Below are 20101 nucleotides of genomic sequence, written 5' to 3' on the forward strand. Positions count from 1 at the left end.
CAGACCTTATAGGTTTAATTCGTAAAATCATCGGCATAAACTACTTCTCCATTCAATGTCTCTAATTTTACAAAATCAACTTCGCACAATCCATTGGAAATAAATCCCATTCCGGTGATATTGCCCGTCGTTTCCTTAAATGGCGCTGACAACACCTTTTTGCCATTTATAACTACGGTCGCTATCTTATTTTTAACCAGCATCTCAAATAGCTGCCATTGTTCAACGTCGCTTCCAAGGGCAGAAAGGTCGTTGGTTTGTCCGCGCAAAATCGTTTCTCCAAATTGAGCGTTCAGTGTATGGGCGCAGCCCGGGGGCGTGCTTGAAAAAAACAAAAAGTGATGTTGGCAATACACCTCACACATCACGATCGGACACGCATTCTTTTGGATATTTTTTACCCGTACTTTCGTCGTAAATCTGAAATTATCGGCGGGAAACGAAAGAGGATTGGAAATAAATGCATAGTTATAATATCGTTCCGATGCAGGATTGATGTCGTTTTTTAACAGACCTTCCAACGTTAAGCCCATTACTCCCGTTTTTGTGGGTTGTTCAAACTGTAGATAAGAGGGAATTTCCTGAAACAACGTTTTTTTTGCGTAAAAAAACCATCCTTTCGTGGGAATGCTTACGCCGATGGTTTTGATGATTTTATCATTGGCAATAAGTTTTGCGGTATGATAACCGGGCTCGTAATAAATGTCGGTCAAGGTGTGGCTGTTTCTGTCGATTTTTACCCTTTTGCGTTTGTCCCAAGATTGTTGAATAAAAAAACTGTCGGCTTCCACTTGACTCACATCGTACGTAAAAACGACCGTGTTGGGAATGGCGTCGGGTGTGGTCTTTTTGATGGTAAATACAACCGGCGGAGTAGCTTTTTGACTGATTTTATAAATAAAGACAGCCACTGAAATCAAGAAAATGATCGCGCTCCCAATGCCGATAATGCTAAAGGAAAATTGACGTTTTTGCGGTTTAGAAACGTGATGCGGCGTTTCATTGACAGGTATTTCTTCCCGTTTTTTGACCTTAAAATCCTGCCAATTTTCATATCCCAAATAGGCAGTAATGGCATTCAATGTAGCCGTTTGCGGAAGTTTACTGAACTGACCGTTGAACAACCTTTTGAGAGTAGAAAGGCTAATGAGGACAGTGGTTTTCTTCTCTATTTCGGCAGAGATAAATTCCAGATCCCGTTGTTTGAGCGACCGGACATCAGCATAGCCCAGTTTACTGCTTATTTCAAAAAGACTTGTTTGAATTAACTCGCGGTCGGTCATGGATTTTGAATGCTTTTTGAACGTCTTTTGGCTTTAAAATTACGTTTTCTGTGCCGATTTTTGTTCAAAATTAATGTTTCAGCGATTTTCTAAACCTACTAAAACCATGAAACCCTTTACTAAAACCGTTCTTTTAACGGGTCTTATTGCAGGTACTTTAGACTTGGCATCGGCCTTTTTGGTCCAATTCCTAAAAACCGGCAACTTTCCCACGAAACTTCTGCACTACATTGCCGGAGGCGCACTCGGCCTGGAAACTTCCATGAAAGGCGGTGTTGAAATGATGGGGTTGGGCCTGTTTTTTCATTATTTCATTGCCTTTTCTTTCACTTTATTTTTCTTTCTGATCTTCCCTAAAATTAGTTTTCTGCAACAAAATAAATACTTTACGGCTTTTCTGGTTGGTATCTTTATTTCATTGGTAATGGAGTTGGTGGTATTGCCGCTTTCACGTCTGCCTCAAAGTGGCGCCATCAACTGGACCAACAAGATCATTGCAACGAGTGTGCTTATTTTGGCACTTGGGGTTCCTATTTCACTTCACGCTTTTGCCTATTTTCGAGTAAAGCAGTAAGTAAAATAGGTCACTTGGTAGCCGTAATAATAACTTTGTTTCAGTCATTATTACGAAATCTTTACTTTTGTGTTAATTTTTTAAGTCGCAGGAGTGGTATTTTGCGGCATTAGATAAAACGACACCCGGTGAAGCGCCTTAAAGAATTCCTATTTCTTTTCTCAATTTCTCTTTACAGTTTTCATTCCGTTGGACAAATAAGCAACATCAATAATAACAGCGGTGGGCTTCTCACCGACATGATTGATACTACTACGCGGATCGGAAGAAGTATGCTTTCGCTCAACAGCCGTTTTGGAAAAATAGGCTTTAGTGCCTATATGCAACCACAGTTTCAGTGGGCGGAGTCAAAAGGAGCGGCAGGAAATACCTTTGCGGGAGGCGATTTCGGGCCGTATGTTAATAGTCGTTTTCGTCTTCGTCGAGGTCGCTTTCGGACGGATTTTTCGCATTTTACCGACGATGGTAAACCGTCAGTGTATTTCGTCTTTCAGTTTGACGGTACTGAACGCGGTGTAAATATTCGCGATTTTTGGGGACGTATCTACGAAAACAAATGGGAATTGTTTCATTTTTCAACGGGCGTCATGGCGCGTCCGTTTGGACATGAAGTGTTGCTGTCTTCTGCTTTTCGAGAGTCGCCCGAGCGTGGGAGGATGTCACAGATATTGATGCCTACTGAGCGTGATCTGGGCATGATGGTTAGCTTGAACCCCAGAAAAGCCGGCTCAAAATTCAAATGGCTGGCCGTCGATGTGGGCATTTACGATGGACAAGGCTTAACGGGTACTGCCGAATACGATAACCATAAGGATATAATAGCACGTATCAGCTCAAAGCGCCGTGCCATAGGCTCATCCGGTGCTCGAATATCGTGGGGACTCAGCGGCTTTTTCGGAGGAATTACGAGCCAAAGCGCCGTGATGTATTCCACTAAAACATACGATGGAAAACCGGTTGTTGAAAAAGACTCTTCTTCCTCAAACATTGGTCGAAGTGCGGGTCGTAAATATTTCGGGGCGGATGTTCAACTTATTTTTCCCAATAAAAAAGGGCAAACAGAGTTTCGGGCAGAATACATGCGGGGTTCTCAAACTGCCACCGCCGCATCAAGCACAACGCCGGGCAGCTATCCTGTAACGAGTGCCGGAGCCCCTCAACCGCTTTATACGCGGGCCTTTGACGGTGCGTATTTTTATTTTCTTCAACACCTCGGCAGCCCAAACCACCAACTCATCTTAAAGTACGATTGGTATAATCCCAATACGAATGTGAAAGGAAAAGAAATTGATGCTAAGAATGGCTTTTCGGGCGCTGATATTCGCTTTGATACCTTTGGCGGCGGCTATATTTATTACGTCAATCAATACTTAAAATTGGTCTTCTGGTATGACCAACCCATCAACGAAAAAACAGCTATTAAAGGTTATGAAAATGATGTAAAAGATGGAGTGTTTACTTTTCGTACGCAGTTTAATTTTTAAACGAGGTTGTGAGCAACCTCAATGCAGGTTTTGAGAAACCTGCTGCACAAACAGTGCTGCTGTGCCGGCGGGCGGTGCGCCGCTGCAATTCTTAAAACCGCCAACCGGGTTGCTCACAACCTCAATGCTTAACGTGCACAGCGCAGTTGGATTACTTCATTCGCTTTCAGTTCAACAGGATAACCTGCGATCAGGGTTGACCCTTTAACTGTCCGGGTTTGGCTTCCAATGGTTACTTTATAATTTTTGTCCTTCTCAATTGGAAACCACTCCTGAAATTGATTGATACGAGGGTAATCAAACGGCATATGCAGATGCTCACTGTGCCATTTGGAACCGAATATCAATTTTCCTTTCCACGCTTTGGAAGAAGTAACGGTTACGTACACATTGTTTTTGTCGGACACTGCACCGTAGATTATGTCAGCGTTCCAGTCAGAAATATGAATTCCTGCGGTTTTCCAAAGGGCATACATCAGGGAAGTGCGCGCAAAATTGCCGTCGCCATGCCAACCTTCAATGATGCCGTCGGGTTTTTGAAAATTCCAGAGCACTTTTATTTCGCTTTCCAGCCAGTCTTTTGTGCTTGTCACAGGCTCCCGCAAATACAGATTCAACGCTCCTTCAATGGCATCGGCATAACCATCGGCGCTGCCGCTTTCCCAATCGTGGTTACGATAATGAGCAGAAAGTGAGCCGAGTGTTTTTAAAGTGGCTTCCCGATAGGCCACCACGTGGTCGATCAGATAGACCGTGTAAAAAGCATTAAGGGTATAACCAAAATTATCAGCCAATCGCTTTTGGATGATCTCGCCCGTCAATGGGTTGATCTCGTCGTAAAAAAGGCCGTGTTCATTGCGACCTTTCGCCAAAATGGTGTCCAACATTTCGTGAACGTAGGGCTGCCACTGTTTCTTTTTGGCAGGGTTTGCAGTAGCCACTACCGCATATAGTTCGACCAAACCTGATACAATTTCGCAGCCATGATCACGAAGTCGCAATCGTTGCAGGGTACGAGTGGGCAAATGGGCATCGCTTAAATAATAATCACCGATCTGTATGCCCCATTGCAGCCATTTGGGATTGCGGGTGAGCCAATACATACGCGCCAGCACCTGCAACAAATCACCGCCCACTTCCACAACGGCGCTGTTTCCAAAAAAACTGCCTTTGATTTGGGTCGGCACATCCACGATTTTGTCCAAATCCTCCAAAATCCCTAACATCCGCTCCGACCAGGGACTTGGCCCGAGCCATTCGGTAAGTGGAATAAGGCCATCTTTCATGTATTCAGCACTGCCAAACACCACTTGACTGGTATCAATGATGGAATTCTCAAACCCTTTTTTGCAAAAAGAATAGGTATCCGGTAATCGTCCGATGCGCGAGGTTAGGTAGGTTTCAGTAGCGAGCATTTGACGCATTTTTCCTTCAAAAAGCGGCCGGTTCAACATTGCGGCGGTCATCACCATGAAAGGATAATTGTCGGCAGCAGCATCCCAGGCGTTCCAGATGCAGGTGCTTTGGGTAAGATTTCGCGGAATGAGTCCCGTCACAGAATCAGCTTTGGTGAGCCATCCCAACAAAAAACGGTGGCTTCGACGAAAAGCTTCGTTGGCGGCTTTGCCATTGGCGAGAGCTTGGTTGAAAGTGCTTTCTTTTTGTTGATTGGCAGATGATTGAGCGAAACTAAATTCCGCGAATAAAAATAACGCAATGGTCGCAAGTTTTGTGCTGATGGTCATTTGTCGGGCAGAAACCTTTATGGTTTGTTTAAGAAAAAACGTACTCATGGTTTTAACTTCGTAGGTTTCTCAACATCATTTTTCATTCGACGGGGCAAACGAAATACTTCTCCTTTTTGGTTGGAAAAATAAAGCGATGACTCCGATGCCTGGCGCGCATTTCCGTCGGCCCAAAAAGCGTAAAAATCAGGGTGGACATTGTGCGGGCGACGCACGTAAGAATGGTTATAAGCGCTGTCTTTGGTCAATAAACCTTGTTTTTTCCATGTTTTACCTTGATTTTCACTTATCCAAACCGCTAATTCACCACCCGTTCCGTAAGGCTGCGGACCTGCTTCGGTAGGGCCGATGATCTTCCACATAGTCTGATTTTCGACGTACAAAGAGCCCATGTCATAATTATGGTCGGAGATAGTAACGGCGTTTATTTCCCACGTTTTACCGTTCCAATAGGCTACTCGCCACGTATGCGGCCCTTGCTGCGGGCCGGGGTCGGGGCCTTTGCTCGTGACGTACAGAATGATCGGATGTCCATTGCCGTCGTAAGCCACGTCGTTGATGTATACATTCAATCCTTCCGAACGGTATTCTTTGACCAAACCGCCGTTTTGAGGAGTACTTAAAGGCAATTGCTGTTGCTCGCCCTGCGCATTTTGCCATGTTTTTCCAAAATCACTCGTTTCTACATAATATAGGTTGGTTCGATAGTCCAAACCCGCCGCCTTTTCGGTATCAGGGTGCATGTTAAAAGAGGTGCCGACTTTGTTTTTCCATTGCCCACTGGTTTGGTAATGACCTTCTTCAATGACGCCAATGTCCTTGATCTCAGACCATTTGACGCCGTCTTTACTTGTGACATATCCAATGGTACGACGCAGTTTGGTCGCTCCGTATTTCAGCATTCCACGCTCGTAGTGGGTCATTAAATGAATAAACCCTTTCCCTTTTTGATAATAACTTTGCAAATAGGAAAAATTGTCAAAAGGCATTTCTTTCCCTTCTTTGATGTATGTAGGGTTGATTTTGTCAAAGGCGCTGATATCAAAAGGCTTTCGGCTGCGGTGCATGTACGAAGGTCGCTCCACACCGTGCGAGGTCGAAAATAGCCAAATATAACCTTTGTCGTCTATGTTCAGCACAGGGTTATCGTGGGCGTCGTCGGTGGCTTTATCAAGAATAATGGTTGGTCGCGCTACTTTTCCCGTAACGTGGTCAAAATATGAAACCTCATGTAACAGGCTTGGTCTAGCCTCTTTTGAGGCTCCTCCGAAGCAAAAAAAGGTCTTTTTTGCTTCCGGGCTGTAAACCGCAAAAGGGCTGTGATTGGAAGGATACGTGCCCAAGCCCCCGCTGTATTTGTGGACGTATTCGTTGTTGAGTTTCCCGATAAAATACCAAATACCTCGAAAACCATCATCCGTTTGGTTAAGGGTTTGGGCGTGTACGGGTGCGCTAAGAAACGTCGGCAGGGTTTGGAACCCTGCCGACGTTAGGACTACAAAAAGCCACTTTTTCATGAATAAAGGATTGAGCTTTGGCGATTTTATTTTTTCCAATCTTTCAGCGATGGAATTTTGGTGTCTTTGTTGACGGTGATTCCTTCAGGAATTAATAAAACATTGACAGTACTGTTAGTATTGGCGGGTAAAGCTACCTCAAAACCTACGAGCATGGTGCCGGGATTGGCCGCGTCGTAGTCATTCGGCGGTTGAGTAGACCATGTTTTAAGCGTCACGTTGGCGGGTTCCAGCACTTTCAATTGGAGTTTTTTGCCTTTTTGGGTCAATTCCGCCGTTCCGTTTTCGGTAATGCGTACCTCGGCAGGAGTCAGCATGACCCATTTTACGGTAGTTGGCTTGTCGGTGGTGGTAATCTCATCTTTGACGACTACATATTTTTCGTCGACAATAGCAATGCCGCGATTGGCGGAGGTAATCACATTTTTATACACAGCGGTCATATCGGTCATAGCACCCAAGAATGAAAGCTTGTTGACCTTTCCCGAAATGGGCGCGTAGCCATCCACCCGTTGTAATTCGTTGTTGAACGTAAGGGTGCTGTGTGCGAAATTATTGTAGCGGTATACGCGCCAACGCTCGGCATCCTGCTCTCTGCCCCACAATTTTACGCCTTTTGATTCCAAGGTCTCGTAATCCTGCATGCCAAAATCCATTGACCAGCGTTCGCCGTTGGCATCCATCACAAACGAGCCAATGTCCATGTGGCCGTGGCTGACGGAGGGAGAGCCGCCTTTGAGGCCGACGTAAATGGCATTGGGATCACTCCACGACGACCGCATCATAGCAACGGGGTTTTTGCCCTGCCCTGTCCAAAATAACTGCTTCGGCTCTTTGGTTTTATCCAAACTGATCCCTTCTCCCCAGAGCATGGCGGCGGGCAAAATTCGGTTTCCGGCCATTGAATTTTCGCCTTTTTCCAACATACTTTTTTCGATGTACAACAACGAATAATCTTTGGTGCGATTGGCAAACCAGAACATCGCCGGGCTGAGACTCAATCCATTGCCACTGTCGGAATAATTAAAATTTTTGCCCGACGGGCCTGCCATGTTTTCCAGATAAGCCGCTGTATTGAGAAAACCGGGCGCACTTGACAGACCGTAATCACTGCCCAATACTTTTTGAATAGCGCTGATAAACAAGACGTTGAAGCTCGTTCCGTAATTCCAATAACCATAACCTTCGGGATAAGCGCCGTCGGGTTTGTAATCTTCCATCGGTAATTTTATGGACTCAATGGCGCGGTCAATGATCTGCTTGGCCAACTCAGGATTTTCTTCATAAATGGCCAACGCACCGTAAGACATGCCGGCGTTGCAGACCTGATTCCAGTTATTGGTGACTTTCAGCCAACTGTTGTATTTTGAATCAAAAGACGGCTCAATGCCTTTTTTCAGGATGGCTTCTTTCAGGATCGGCAAAGAGGATTTTTGCAGGTCGTGATACAACCAATCGTACCCGATGGATACGGCCATGGTCATCTCGCCCACGTCCAAAAAATGGGAAGGGTTCCAGTCGCTGAAACTCGTAACGGCCAGCAATTCGGATTCAGCCCGTTTGAGGTATTTTTCTTCGTGCGTTGTGCGCCAAGCGTACGATAAAAAGAAAATACGGCGCAGCGCCTCCCGCGAGGTCGCAAGCAGACGGCGGCCGATCTGAATGCGTTCCAATGTGGGTGTAGCAATGAGCTTATCGCATTCACTAAGGATGACACCGTGGATCTTCGCCCAATTTTTATCCGTCGTAAAATTTTTCTGAATGCTTTTCTCTTCCCCTTTCAAGAGCAAAATGCGAGGATGATCGGGAAGTTTACCAACGTTGGTGAGGTGTTTAAGTTGAGAAAAAACAGTGGTTGTCATCAACAGGCAAAACACTGATAAATAGATAGAAAGCGGCAATTTTTTCATTGTATGAAATGGTAAAAACGTGTGGTTTTGTTCAAATGATAGATCGTTAATATTTTAATTGAGCCGTTGCTTCGGCGTATTCTTTGGGTGAAACTTTATAGCCCCACTTGTCAAATTCGGGACGTTGATACGCTTTGGAGGCCATTTTTAACAGAATCACCATTTGGTCCTGAACGGGGCTTTTGAGCTGTTTATATTCCCATTTCTTTTCTCCCGTTACATAAGGAGAAAACCAATCAAAGGCTTTCTTCAGACTTTTTCCGTCGGACGTTTGGTAATTCCAGAGGTCGATGTTCAGCTTTTTTGCCATCGTTGCCAATTCAAAGAACCCTCTCAAATTCATGGTTGCGTAGTTGTAAGGGAGCGTACGGGCCAATTCATGCGGTTGACTTCCGTCGGGTTGCAGTTGTTTTTGCAAACGAACTTTAGCCGTATCAAGCTGACTTTTCGCCAATGAAGTATTACCCGTAAAAAGAGAAAAAGCAACTACCTGCACGCTGTAATACGTTCCGTGATTGTTGTGCTCATCGGCCTCGTCTTTGCCTACTGCACTTGTAACCAACCAATTATCATACGCTCCAATCCACGCTTTGAACTGCTTTTGAGCGTTGCTGTCCCAATATTTGGACGTTGAAATGAGCGTAGTGGCGTCGCAGACTTTGCCTAATTCGCGGGTTTCAATGATGCCGATGCCCCGGCCGGTATTGATGCCCGGAATGCCTTGACCGAAATTCAAATGCGGATTCATTTTAGTCTTTTCGTCCAAAAACCAAGCTTTTATTAATTGTGCCGTGCGTTGGGCGTATTGGTCTTTTCCCGTATAGAAATAAGCCAACGACAAAATTTCGGTCTCGCTGATAAGTTCGCCCAATTGGTCATGGTCGGTGATGCCGTTGATCTCGGGATTTCTGTCACCGTCTTTGCGGATGTATGGTTTTCCGTCGGGCTTGGCAGGGTCGGGCCACCAATAGGGCGCCTGCGACATATAATCGTGTTTGTCGCCACTTGGCGGGGATTGCGTTTTGTGCATCACCGAATACACTTCTTCCTTTTTAGCTAAACGATCAGCCTCTAAGATCAATTTTTTATAAGCTGTCGCCAACGCAGTATCACCGGAAGCGATTCGTTTTTTGTTTTGCGCCAACGTTTTACCATCCATCAATACGAGTTCAGAAACCTGTTGGCACATTCCCGAAACGGAAACCGCCAAACTTAGTATAATCGTCAAAAAATGCTTCATTTTTGAGATAGAATGTAAGTGTTATAAGTAAACCATAAGAATCTGTTTGCATTATTTTGTTTGACGGCAGCGGCCGACCGCCCCATCCGGGGTCAGATGTTTGTAGAAAACAGCATATTCTCTACAAATATGTGACGGCAACGGCCGACCGTCCCGGATGGGGTCAAACAACCTGCAAATAATTTAAACTAATTTTGAACAGGTACTTAGACTAATTAGAATTTATATTCAACGCCTGCCGGCAGGGGCTCTACTTTCAGTTTCATCCATTTGCCTTCAATCTTTATGACTACGATTTTGTTGTCTTTGTCGTAGAACATCGTACCGTCAGAACTGTCTTTTAATTCCTTGAAATTGACGTATTTTGCATCGGCCTGATAGTTAGGCTCGTCATCACCCTGAGGCTTGGTTTCGGATAAATCTTCTTTGCCGATTGCGCCCAATGTGAAGGCATTTGTCAGGCGCAATGAACCGTAGAATATTGCCTTGTCCCGACCAAACAAAAAGGAATGTTGACGTACGTCAGAGCCGATTTTAAACCAATTGTAAGCCTGTTCGGAATGGTTGTAAGTGGTGCCGTAATAGTAGAGTTCGGCTACGGGTTTTTCCAGTTCAACGTGCTTATTGACCAACATTGTGATCCGCGATTTATCATCCTTTGCGTAACCTTCAAAAACGTGATAGCCCCACCGTTTTTTGTTCCGTTCTTCGGCATTTCCTCTTACCTGAATCATGTAAGGAGTTGATAAAATGCCGTTAACCGTTGTGTACATGGGCGCGACAGAAGGTGTAAATCCAAAGCTATAGCCTCTTTCCTTCCATCGGTACCAACTCGTGTCTACGTCGGAAGCAATTTCAATGCGATTGAGTTGAGGATTACTTTCACTCGGTATGATCGAAATGTATTTATTAGGAAAACCGAGGCCGGGCGTTTGTTGGCTATAAGATGCTTTTGAAAGGCCAAAGAGCGTCAGTAACAGGATTATCTTTTTCATAAATAGCAGAAATTGTGAGATAGATAAAAAAGATAAAAGCCCCGGATTTATCCTTTAGGCGTCAGTTTAATAATTATTTTTACCTGTCCCGACTGATTGGGAAGCCTGAGCATCAGGCGACTGTTGCCCGTATTGAGTTTTTCAGGCGCTTTTTGTACCGCCGATTCCACCGTAAATTCAGCGCCCACGGGCGAAATGATCTCAGCTTCAAGGGTTCGGGTCGTGATCGTCGCGTTCCGCAAAACGGCTTTTCCACCTTTTACAATTTCAATTTGATTGGCCGTGGTCATGCCCCACGCTACTTCGGTCGATTTGGTAAGGGCGTGATTATCTTCAATCAGAAAAGCTTTTCGGTTGTCGATCATGCTGATCTTGCGGGTGCTTTTAGACGAAAAATCACGATAGGCTTCGGTCAGATCAAGCGTAGCTGAAGGCGTTGAATTATTGAGATCGGTTGCTGAAAAACTCGCTTTTGCCAATTCATATTGGTTTTTATTGCCCAACAATGGCACATTATGGCTGAAAGAATTGAGGCGATAATACGACCAACGTTGTCCGCCTACGCCCATCGTCCAATAACCGGGCAAATTATAATCATCCGATCCTAAATCTCTTGCCCATCGTACACTGCCTGCTTCCAATTCAAAATTTCCCAGATCAAGATGCGAATGTTCTGAGCCGTTTACCCCGCCTTTGATACCCAACCAAAGTGCATTGGGATCGTTCCACGCACTCCGAAACGTGACCAGTTCTACTTTTCCTTTAAAATAATTATCCAAACTTCGAACGGGAGCATCGGTGGTAGGCGCTTTGTACCACAACACATGATGCGGCTGAGCTAACAAAGCACGACTTTTAATGACTTCGTGTAAATAATTGGAAATGTTAGGGTTATTGTAAATCCGTGCCAAGTAAAAGAATGCTTTTGACGCATCGGATTTAATGTTTTCACCCGCATCGGCAAAATTTAAAAAGCCATACGTAGGGGAAGTACAGATCATCGGAACCAAACCCGTTTCTTTCAGGCCGGCCGATTTTTCCAGATCGCCCATTGTTCCCAATGCCGATTGCAGCGCCGCCATGCCGTAGACCAAATACTCCGTGGCGTAGCTCCAATAGGCGGGGCCTTCGTACCAAAGTCCGTCGGGAGCGTAGTTTTTGAGCGCTATTGGCAGGTTTTTAATGGCTAACGGAATAAAATCGCTTGCGTAAGAAGGGTCGGTTTCGGCTATGGCCAACGCACCCACGATAAGGCCGCCGTTGCAGACCTGATTCCAGTTGTTTTCAGCATTGTGCCACCATTCTGAATTGTAGCGTTTGCGGTACTCATCCAGTCCATGCTTTTTCATGCCCGCCCGAAGTACTTCACGGTCTGCCTGGCTTATGTCGGCATACAACCAATCATAACCAATAGCAACCCCGTGAAGCATTTCGGCGACATCTAAAAAATGGGATGGATTCCAGTCGGAAAACGCGCAGACTGTTTTGAGATTATCGAGGGCGGCGGTCAGGTATTTTTTATCGTTGGTAAGTCGGTAGCTTAAGGCCAGATGCGTGACGCGATTGAGCAATTCACGACTGACACTCAACAGGCGCGGGCCTTCAAGTACTCGTTGAAGGGGCGCTTTGGTGATCATTGCATTGGCACTTGCTACTACCGCATTGATGTATTTGTCGAGCGTAGCGTCGGTTTTTCGTAATGTTTTGAGTTCTTCGACCCGTTCGTTGGAAAGCATCAAACGGGGATGCTCGGCTTTAATGTTTTTCAAAATGCCCGTAAATTCAGGCATGGGAACAGTCGTTTCCTTTTTTTGACACGAGGCTATTGCCAGCGGAGAGGCGATCAATAACAGGCAATAGACGAGTCGTTTCATAGTCAGACAGTTATTTGCATTTACCGTTGGATTTGACAAAATAGCTGCGATAAGCTTTGGATTTTGGGTCTGTACATCCTTCCAGATTCAACAGTTTTATGTTTCTGAAATCAATTTCCTGCCCTTCGCTCTGTAAGGCAATGAAGCCTTCTTTGAGCAACTTCCCATCAATTTTAAGGGCCGGATCATAGCGATTGGCTACCCCACCGCCAATTTGCGGTTTGGAATATTGCAGCACCGATTCGCCGTTGATCATGTGCGTAATCAGAGAATCGCCCAAAACGATGAGTTCGGCCTTCACCCATTCTTCTTTCGGATAGGTTTTGGAGGTAGAATTGATGCAGTGACGCGGGTCTTTTTTACCTTCAAAAATCACGTCGGTACCCGGTGAACACATGTTGCCCGTTGGGCGAGGTTTACCGTCAGCGAGTCCGGCCAAAAACTGCATCTCTACCGAGATCGGCCAATCCTGCTCTTTGGGCATGGTTTTGGGGTCTTGCGAATGGAACATTACGCCGCTGTTCAGCTCTGTATAACTTGGAGCATCTTTGCGCCAAATGCCCGTAAAACGATATTCTAAACTAAGGTGATAATAAGAATAAGGCGTGTTGAAGTACAGGTGACCGTACTTTTCATTGAATTTGTCGTATTGGTCGTAACGGACTTTTATCAGGCCGTCTTCTACCCTAAAGGTATTGGCGTAGTTGTCGCCGGTTTCGTAGTGGTGGATCTTTACCGTCCAATTTTTGATGTCTTTGCCGTTAAACAATGAGATCCAATCTTCTTTTTCTTTCTTTTTTGAAGGCGAGAAGGAGAAATTCCCGATGGCAATGAGAGCCAACAGGCAGGCAACTAATTTGGTGGAAGTAATGACAGGTTTCATGATGGTTCGCATTAGTAAGAATGTTAGAGTAAACTTTTTATTCCTTGTTAATGCTTCAAGATATTATTCACCTGCATTTACTATTGGTGTAATGAAGAGTTTTTATACAAACCACATAGGCACATAGGGCATATAGCAAAACTATGTGTTCTATGTGCCTATGCGGTTGCATTTTACCAGCCCGGATTTTGTTTCAGAGCAGGATTAAGAGCCATCTCATTGATCGGGAACGGCCACAGATAATCTTTGGCAGGGTCAAACTTGCGGAAACTTGATGCCTGTACCAAGATATAATTATCAGGAGTTAAGTTGGAAGCTACCGTTGTTCCAAATTCATCTTTGAAGAAGTACATCCCCAAAATAGGCTTCGGCATTTCGATCTCAGCGGTTTTCCAACGGAGAAGATCCCAATAACGGAAACCTTCCTGTGCCAATTCCACACGACGCTCGCGACGAATTTCTTCGCGCATGTCCAAGGCGTTTTTTGTAACAAAATCATTGGTCAATTTTGCGATCTTACCACGCGCCCGCAGACGGTTGATGGTCAACTCCAAGTCAGTGTCAGAGATTTTGCCGTCCAGTTCATAACGTGCTTCAGCGTAGGTAAGCAACACTTCAGCATAGCGCAGCAAAGGACGGTCGATCAACGATGCCTGTGTGTTCCAGTCGTCGAGGTTGGCGAATTTACGGAACATATAGCCCGTTTTATTGAATACCAAAGGAGCGATGGTGAAAATAGGCGTAGTGCTGCGGTAAGGGTCGCCACGTTTCATCACCGTCAAATTAAGACGGTCGTCACGGTTGGTGAAAATTTCAAGCGTATTTGTGGGAGCTTTGTACAATGGCGATTTAGTGATCGGCAAACCGTCTACCATCAGGTAAGAATCTACTAAGCTTTTGGTTGGGCTTTCATTCCCGTTTTCGAGAGAACCACGGTAGTAATTATGCACACTGACGCGGTCGGTCGTTGTTACTCCGTACTGACGAACGATGATGTTCTCACGATTGGCGCGACCTTCACCCGCATACTGGAACAGGTCGAAATAAGAACCTGCAAACAGATCATGTTGCTTGCTGTCTATCACCGCTTTTGCCGCAGTATAAGCCGCAGTAAGGTGTTTGACAGGGTCGCCGGAATTACGGAATTTAGCCCAAGTACCTTCAAACAGCGCAGCGCGGGCTTTAAAGGCCAATGCTGCTGTATTGGAAATACGACCATAATCGGCAGTTCCCAATACGGTAGGCGTAGGCAATTTAGCCGCCGCAAAATCCAGGTCCTGATAAATTTGCTCAATGATCTGATCGCGCGAGGCGGCAGGAGCATTGAGTTCAGGAGAAGCATCGGTAAGCGTTTTTAAAATAAGCGGAACACCGCCAAATTTTTGGAGCAATGAGAAATAACCCCATGCGCGGAAAAATCTCGCTTCTGCCACATAACGATCTATAGTGGCTTGTGCCGTGGTGGGAAGCGCAAGAGGCGATTTTTCAATGATGTTGTTAGACGCCCGAATCAGTCGATAAGGAGAAAGATAGTTTTGATCGGTTGCAGGAGCTAACCGTGAGCCGTCGCTGATACCATTGGAAGCTAAGCCGATAGCATCATCAGACCATACATCTTCTGTTCCATAATTGACTTGGTCAATGGTTCCAAATCCGGGCAAAAATGTATAAAGGTAGTTACAAGCCGTTTTGAGGTCACTTTCTGACTTCCAGAAGGTTTCGTCACTGACCGATGTTTCGGGCAAACGGTTGACCTCACAGGCCGACAGTCCCAACAGCAGTACAAAGGCGTAAGAGATATGTTTGAATGTATGTTTCATTATTCCGAAAAATTAAAATTTGACGTTAGACGGCAGACGTTGAAGGATATTCATTAACCTCTGCCATCAAATTTGTTTAGAACGACAGGTTTAAACCAATTGATGCCGTTGCGAAGAACGGATAATCGTTTTCTACACCGTCGCGGGTTTCAGGGTCATAGTAGCCTTGGAAAGCACCCAATCCCGAAATTGTGAATAAGTCCTGACCTGAGAAGAAGAAACGAGCGCGTGATACTTTGAGCTTGTTTGTCAGGGAAGCAGGTAGTGTATAACCCAACTGAATGTTTTTCAGACGCATATACGCCGCGTTCAATATCCATTTGTCAGAAGCTACGTAATTGTGGGTAGCACCTACGTAAGGGCGAGGATAAAGCGCATCGGGATTTTCAGGAGTCCAGTAATCGCGGTGAATGGCCAATGCCTGTTTCCAGGTAACCAAAAGCGGCGCGATGGATTCGATCACCGGACGGTATTTACGTTTACCAACTCCTTGGAAGAAGATGGAGAAATCCAATCCTTTCCACTGAAATCCTAAATTAGCTCCAAACAAATAGCGTGGGTTTGTAGTACCAAGATACACAAGGTCACCGTGATTGGCAACGCTTCCCTGTCCAACGGTCAGGCGGTTGTCGCCGTCTTTGTCAACGTATTTTACGTCACCGGCGCCGGTACGGTTATCTTGGAAAGCCCATGCTTTTACTTCGTCAGCCGTTTGGAAATAACCGGCCGTTTGGTAGCCCCAAATGGTATTCAATGGATATCCCTGAACCAAACTGTTAACACCGGCAGCTACTACTACGCGACCTGCATAATCAAGCAATTCGTTCTGGTTATCCGATAAGTTAAAGCCAACTGAATAGGTAAAGTCTTTACCGATCTTATCACGGAAAAGTACTTCGGTTTCCCAACCCCATGATTTCAATTCTCCGTTGTTAACGCGTGGTGTACCTACACCAATGGTGCCGGGCAATTGTTGAGGCGTCAACATATTACGGTTGTATTTTACGTAATAATCACCCGTGATCTGTAGACGGTTAGATAATAAGCCAAGGTTGATACCAAGGTTTGACGTTTCGATGGTTTCCCACGAAAGACTTGTGGAAGGAATGCTGTTTTGGAAGATATACGAAGAGCGCGAATCGCCCAATACCAGTGCCGAACCGCGAGAAAGCGAATTCAGGTAATCATAGTTACCCAAGTTGCTGCCCAATGAACCACCTAATTGTCCCCACGAACCGCGCAATTTGAATTCAGAGAAGAAAGGCAGCGCTTTGGCAAACCACAATTCACGGTGTACATTCCAACCGACCGAAGCGGAAGCAAATCCTTTGGTACGCAAGCCGGGAGCTAATTTAGAACTTTCGTCTACGCGATAGGTAGCTTCAAATAAATACTTATCGGAGAAATTATAATTGAAACGTCCGAATACTGACTGGAAAGCGTAGGTACGAATGTCTTGACTGTTGCTCTTGGTCAAATCGTTACCAAGGTTGAGCGTAGGTAGGTCGTTACTTACCAAGTTGCTGGCGCCGGCGGTGAGAGCGTCAAAACGGTAATCTTCCCACTGATACCCGGCAAAGAATCCAAAGGTATGTTTGCTGCCCACTTTTAAGTCATAATTGGCCAGAAATTGCAGGTTGGTATTCTTGGTCAATTCGCGGGTCATTGAGTACGAGTTCACTTGGTTGAGGTAGCTCAAGATGCGGCTGCGTCCCCAAAGAGGTACGGTACGGGCAAAAATATCACGATCCCCGCGACGGTATTGCGTACCCGCTACGGCGCGAAGGGTCAAGCCTTTTACAACATCGGCCAATTTTGCGGTAAATACTCCGTCAAAGAAATTGCGTGAATAGTTGTTGTAACCACCTGCTTCGAGCGAGGCATAAGCCGTAGCGGCCGAACCGGCACCATTGTAGCGACCTTCGGGCGTAAAGAAAGGCGTACGGGTACGAAGACGATAGATCTGATACAACAATCCCTGACCGTTCAAACCGGCCGAAGATGCTTCCTGATCCTGCAAGGTGTAAGCAAGACGTGAATCCAACGACAAATGCTTGGTCAATTGAGCACCTAAGTTGATGCGTAAGTTATACCGTTTTACGTTGTCCGGGCCTACTTTGAAAACACCTTGTTTGGCGTAATATCCGCCTGAAATCAGGAAGTTGAGCTTGTCCGTTCCACCGCGCGCCGTGATGTTGTGCGTTTGCATGGCGGTGAATCTCCGTAGGATCTGATCGGTCAGTGGTACTTGGTTGTAATAATTGTAAGTTGTTGTGTCGGTAGGGTTGATCGTGTACGGCACATTGTTACGGATTTGCTCCAAGTCAAAATCTGAATACGCTGCGCCGCTACCCGCGTTCTTTTGGGCAAGGTTGGCAAATTCAGCTTCTTCCAACAATGACATCCGGCCCGGAACGTTGATGGACCAATCGGTACCGTATTGACCAAGATAATCAAACGTTACTTTGCCTGATTTTCCTTTTTTTGTCGTGATCAAAATAACCCCACCCGCTGCCTGCGCACCGTAGATAGAGGCGGCAGCGGCATCTTTCAATACACTGATGCTTTCTACGTCGTTGGGGTTGATGGTTTGAAGGGTATTGGAAGGAGCCGTTACCCCATCCACAATGACCAATGGGTCTACGTTTCCGTTGGCCGAAGTTGCTCCGCGAATCTGGATATTTACACCTTCTTCACCGGGCTGGCCGGTTGTACGGGTAATGATCAATCCCGGAGAAGTTCCCTGCATGGCAGTAGCTAAGTTACTGGCGGGGCGATTTTCGATGGCTTTCGAATCAATGGTTGAAACGGCACCGGTCAAATTTACTTTCTTTTGAGTACCGTATCCTACTACGACCACTTCTTCAAGGCTTTTGTCGTCAATGACCAAACTAATGCTGAAATTGGTTTGGTTGCCCACCGTGATTTCCTGTTTGGTGTAGCCAATGTACGAAAATACCAATACCGATTTACTGTCAACAATGGAGATCCTGAAAGCTCCTTTGGCATCGGTGGTAGCTCCGCGAGTGGTCCCTTTTACCTGTACGGTTACGCCTACCAACGCTTCTCCTTTTTCGTCAGTGACCGTTCCGGTTACGTTTTGGTCAATGCTTTGCGTAGGCAGAACGTTTGGCGTTGATTGGGGCGTTTCGATAAACCCCACCGCTTTTTTGTAGAGGGCTATTTGCTTGCCTTTGGCTTCAAAACTGATGTTGAGAGGTGCAAGAACCTGTTCCAGCACTTCCTTCAATTTCTCGTTTTGGGCGTTTATGTTAATTTTTTGATTTGCTTTGATTTCCTTTGGGTTGTAGATAAAACGCACGTTGGTGGTACGTTCAATAGCACCCAACGTTGTTTTAAGGTCTTCATTGGAAAGTTTGAGTGTGACTTTCTGGTCGAGCATTTCCTGACCGACCACGTCGTGTGCATAAGACACACTCATGCACAGAATGGCAATCAGCATCTGTGTAACCGAGAGTTTCATGAGTGTTCGGAAAAAATGGGGTTTCTTGTAGAATATATCCATGATGAAATAGTGGTTTTCTCATGGATAGCGGACATAACTCTAAGATACTTGTTTTTTCAAAGTTTTTTTTGAAAAAGTTCTATTTACATCCTCGACTATGAATAATGATTTGAGCATCAACCATTTCGTAGGTAGAATGGGTAATTTTGCATATCAGATCAAGTTTATCAAACAGCGATTCGTCGGAAAGATTGGCCGTGAGGTAGCAGGATTCCATGTTTTTGGCATCGTAAATGACCGAGAGGCCATAAATTTTTTCTAAAAAGCTAAAGACGTGAGAAACAGGGGCTTCTTCAAAAATGAATTCCTGCTTGGGCGCTTCAACCACAATCTCAGGGGCCGCAACGATCGATTTTAAAAGACGCTCTTCGTTTTTTAAAAAAGCCACTTGCTGATTAGGTGTAAGGATTACGCCCGCCATCGCATTTTGGTTGGTTTCTTTGGCTTTTTCCAGATCCTTGCGGGTATAGACAGACACTTTTCCGGTTTTCACCTCTACGTTTGCTTCTTTCGCATCGGCAAATGAATTTACCATAAAACTTGTTCCCAATACTTGGGTAGAAATATGATACGTATACACCCAAAAGGGTTTTTGGGGATTTTTGGCAATGTCAAAAAACGCTTTCCCGTTCAGGTATACTTCCCGTTGGGCAGCAGCAAAGGGTTTAGGATAACGAATGCTGCTTTTAGGGTATAACGTTATCGTACTGCCATCTTCCAGCTTAAGCTGCTGAGGCACATCGGTTTGGTTAATCCTTTCAAGGTAATTGTCGGCGATTTGAGGAGTAAACGATTCTTCAATGCCGGTAAGAAGGTTGGATTCAGCGTTAAAATACGTATAAAGACCGAAACCAACGCCCACCACCAAAAGAATGGAAGCAGCCAGACGAAAGGCACTACTTTTCCAAAAAACGGTTGCCGACTTTTCAGGCTCGGATAGGATACGTTGCGTAATAGCCTCCAACTCGTCTTCGTCGGTCAACGTCTCGGTTTCTTCAAGGGCGAGCAAAAGCGCTTTGGCAAGGTGAACATTTTCGGCGCAATCGGGATTTTGCCCAAGCCATTCACTCCAAAAACGCGCGCTTTCGGGGTCATTATCAAGCACCCACTGACGAAAACGCCTGTCGCGGGCGAAATCCTCGAATTGGTAGTTTCGGTACAAAGTAGACATAAGGGGTATTTCGTTTAATATGGCAGTAGATAGTCGTCATCTGTTTATAGATAGCGGAAATGTAGGAGAAATACTTATT

Annotated in this window: 13 protein-coding genes; 2 read left to right on the forward strand and 11 right to left on the reverse strand. The window is 45.4% G+C overall.

The annotated features are described in order from the left end of the window. Nucleotides 1–14: 14 nt before the first annotated feature. Nucleotides 15–1283 (reverse strand): hypothetical protein, encoded by a 1269-nt coding sequence (locus ACQY73_RS12205; RefSeq protein ID WP_428666114.1) that lies wholly within the window; start codon nt 1281–1283, stop codon nt 15–17. 106 nt (nt 1284–1389) lie between these two features. Between ACQY73_RS12205 and ACQY73_RS12210 the strand changes: the two genes are divergently transcribed. Together ACQY73_RS12210 and ACQY73_RS12215 are read left to right on the forward strand one after the other, a co-directional pair. Further along, the gene (locus tag ACQY73_RS12210) at nt 1390–1857 is read left to right on the forward strand and encodes a DUF1440 domain-containing protein (protein ID WP_428666116.1); all 468 of its coding nucleotides are present in this window, start codon (nt 1390–1392) and stop codon (nt 1855–1857) included. A gap of 128 nt (nt 1858–1985) precedes the next feature. Beyond that, on the forward strand, nt 1986–3341 hold the full coding sequence (locus ACQY73_RS12215; RefSeq protein WP_428666118.1) for a porin: 1356 nt from the start codon (nt 1986–1988) through the stop codon (nt 3339–3341). A 128-nt stretch (nt 3342–3469) separates the two neighbouring features. Here the strand turns inward: ACQY73_RS12215 and ACQY73_RS12220 are convergent, their stop codons facing one another. The 10 genes from ACQY73_RS12220 to ACQY73_RS12265 form a co-directional block, all read right to left on the reverse strand. Beyond that, nucleotides 3470–5134 carry a hypothetical protein gene (locus ACQY73_RS12220; protein ID WP_428666120.1) on the reverse strand — a complete coding sequence of 555 codons (1665 nt, stop codon included), beginning with the start codon at nt 5132–5134 and terminating at the stop codon, nt 3470–3472. Continuing rightward, complete coding sequence (locus ACQY73_RS12225) at nt 5131–6603, reverse strand: BNR-4 repeat-containing protein (protein ID WP_428666123.1); 1473 nt, start codon at nt 6601–6603, stop codon at nt 5131–5133. Before ACQY73_RS12225 ends, ACQY73_RS12220 begins: the two co-directional genes overlap by 4 nt. A gap of 26 nt (nt 6604–6629) precedes the next feature. Beyond that, the gene (locus tag ACQY73_RS12230; RefSeq protein ID WP_428666126.1) at nt 6630–8513 is read right to left on the reverse strand and encodes a heparinase II/III domain-containing protein; all 1884 of its coding nucleotides are present in this window, start codon (nt 8511–8513) and stop codon (nt 6630–6632) included. A gap of 46 nt (nt 8514–8559) precedes the next feature. Continuing rightward, entirely contained in the window at nt 8560–9753 is a 1194-nt protein-coding gene (locus ACQY73_RS12235; protein ID WP_428666129.1) for an alginate lyase family protein, read from the reverse strand. 215 nt (nt 9754–9968) lie between these two features. Further along, nucleotides 9969–10748 carry a hypothetical protein gene (locus ACQY73_RS12240; RefSeq protein WP_428666132.1) on the reverse strand — a complete coding sequence of 260 codons (780 nt, stop codon included), beginning with the start codon at nt 10746–10748 and terminating at the stop codon, nt 9969–9971. 47 nt (nt 10749–10795) lie between these two features. After that, nucleotides 10796–12622 (reverse strand): DUF4962 domain-containing protein, encoded by a 1827-nt coding sequence (locus ACQY73_RS12245; protein WP_428666134.1) that lies wholly within the window; start codon nt 12620–12622, stop codon nt 10796–10798. A 10-nt stretch (nt 12623–12632) separates the two neighbouring features. Further along, the gene (locus ACQY73_RS12250) at nt 12633–13517 is read right to left on the reverse strand and encodes a 3-keto-disaccharide hydrolase (protein WP_428666136.1); all 885 of its coding nucleotides are present in this window, start codon (nt 13515–13517) and stop codon (nt 12633–12635) included. 161 nt (nt 13518–13678) lie between these two features. After that, nucleotides 13679–15325: a RagB/SusD family nutrient uptake outer membrane protein gene (locus ACQY73_RS12255; RefSeq protein WP_428666139.1), complete on the reverse strand. Its 1647-nt coding sequence runs from the start codon at nt 15323–15325 to the stop codon at nt 13679–13681. A 76-nt stretch (nt 15326–15401) separates the two neighbouring features. Further along, complete coding sequence (locus ACQY73_RS12260) at nt 15402–18851, reverse strand: TonB-dependent receptor (RefSeq protein ID WP_428666142.1); 3450 nt, start codon at nt 18849–18851, stop codon at nt 15402–15404. A gap of 79 nt (nt 18852–18930) precedes the next feature. Next, on the reverse strand, nt 18931–20022 hold the full coding sequence (locus ACQY73_RS12265; protein WP_428666145.1) for a FecR family protein: 1092 nt from the start codon (nt 20020–20022) through the stop codon (nt 18931–18933). Nucleotides 20023–20101 lie beyond the last annotated feature (79 nt).

It is taken from the genome of Runella sp. (assembly GCF_965279615.1).
GTDB lineage: Bacteria > Bacteroidota > Bacteroidia > Cytophagales > Spirosomataceae > Runella.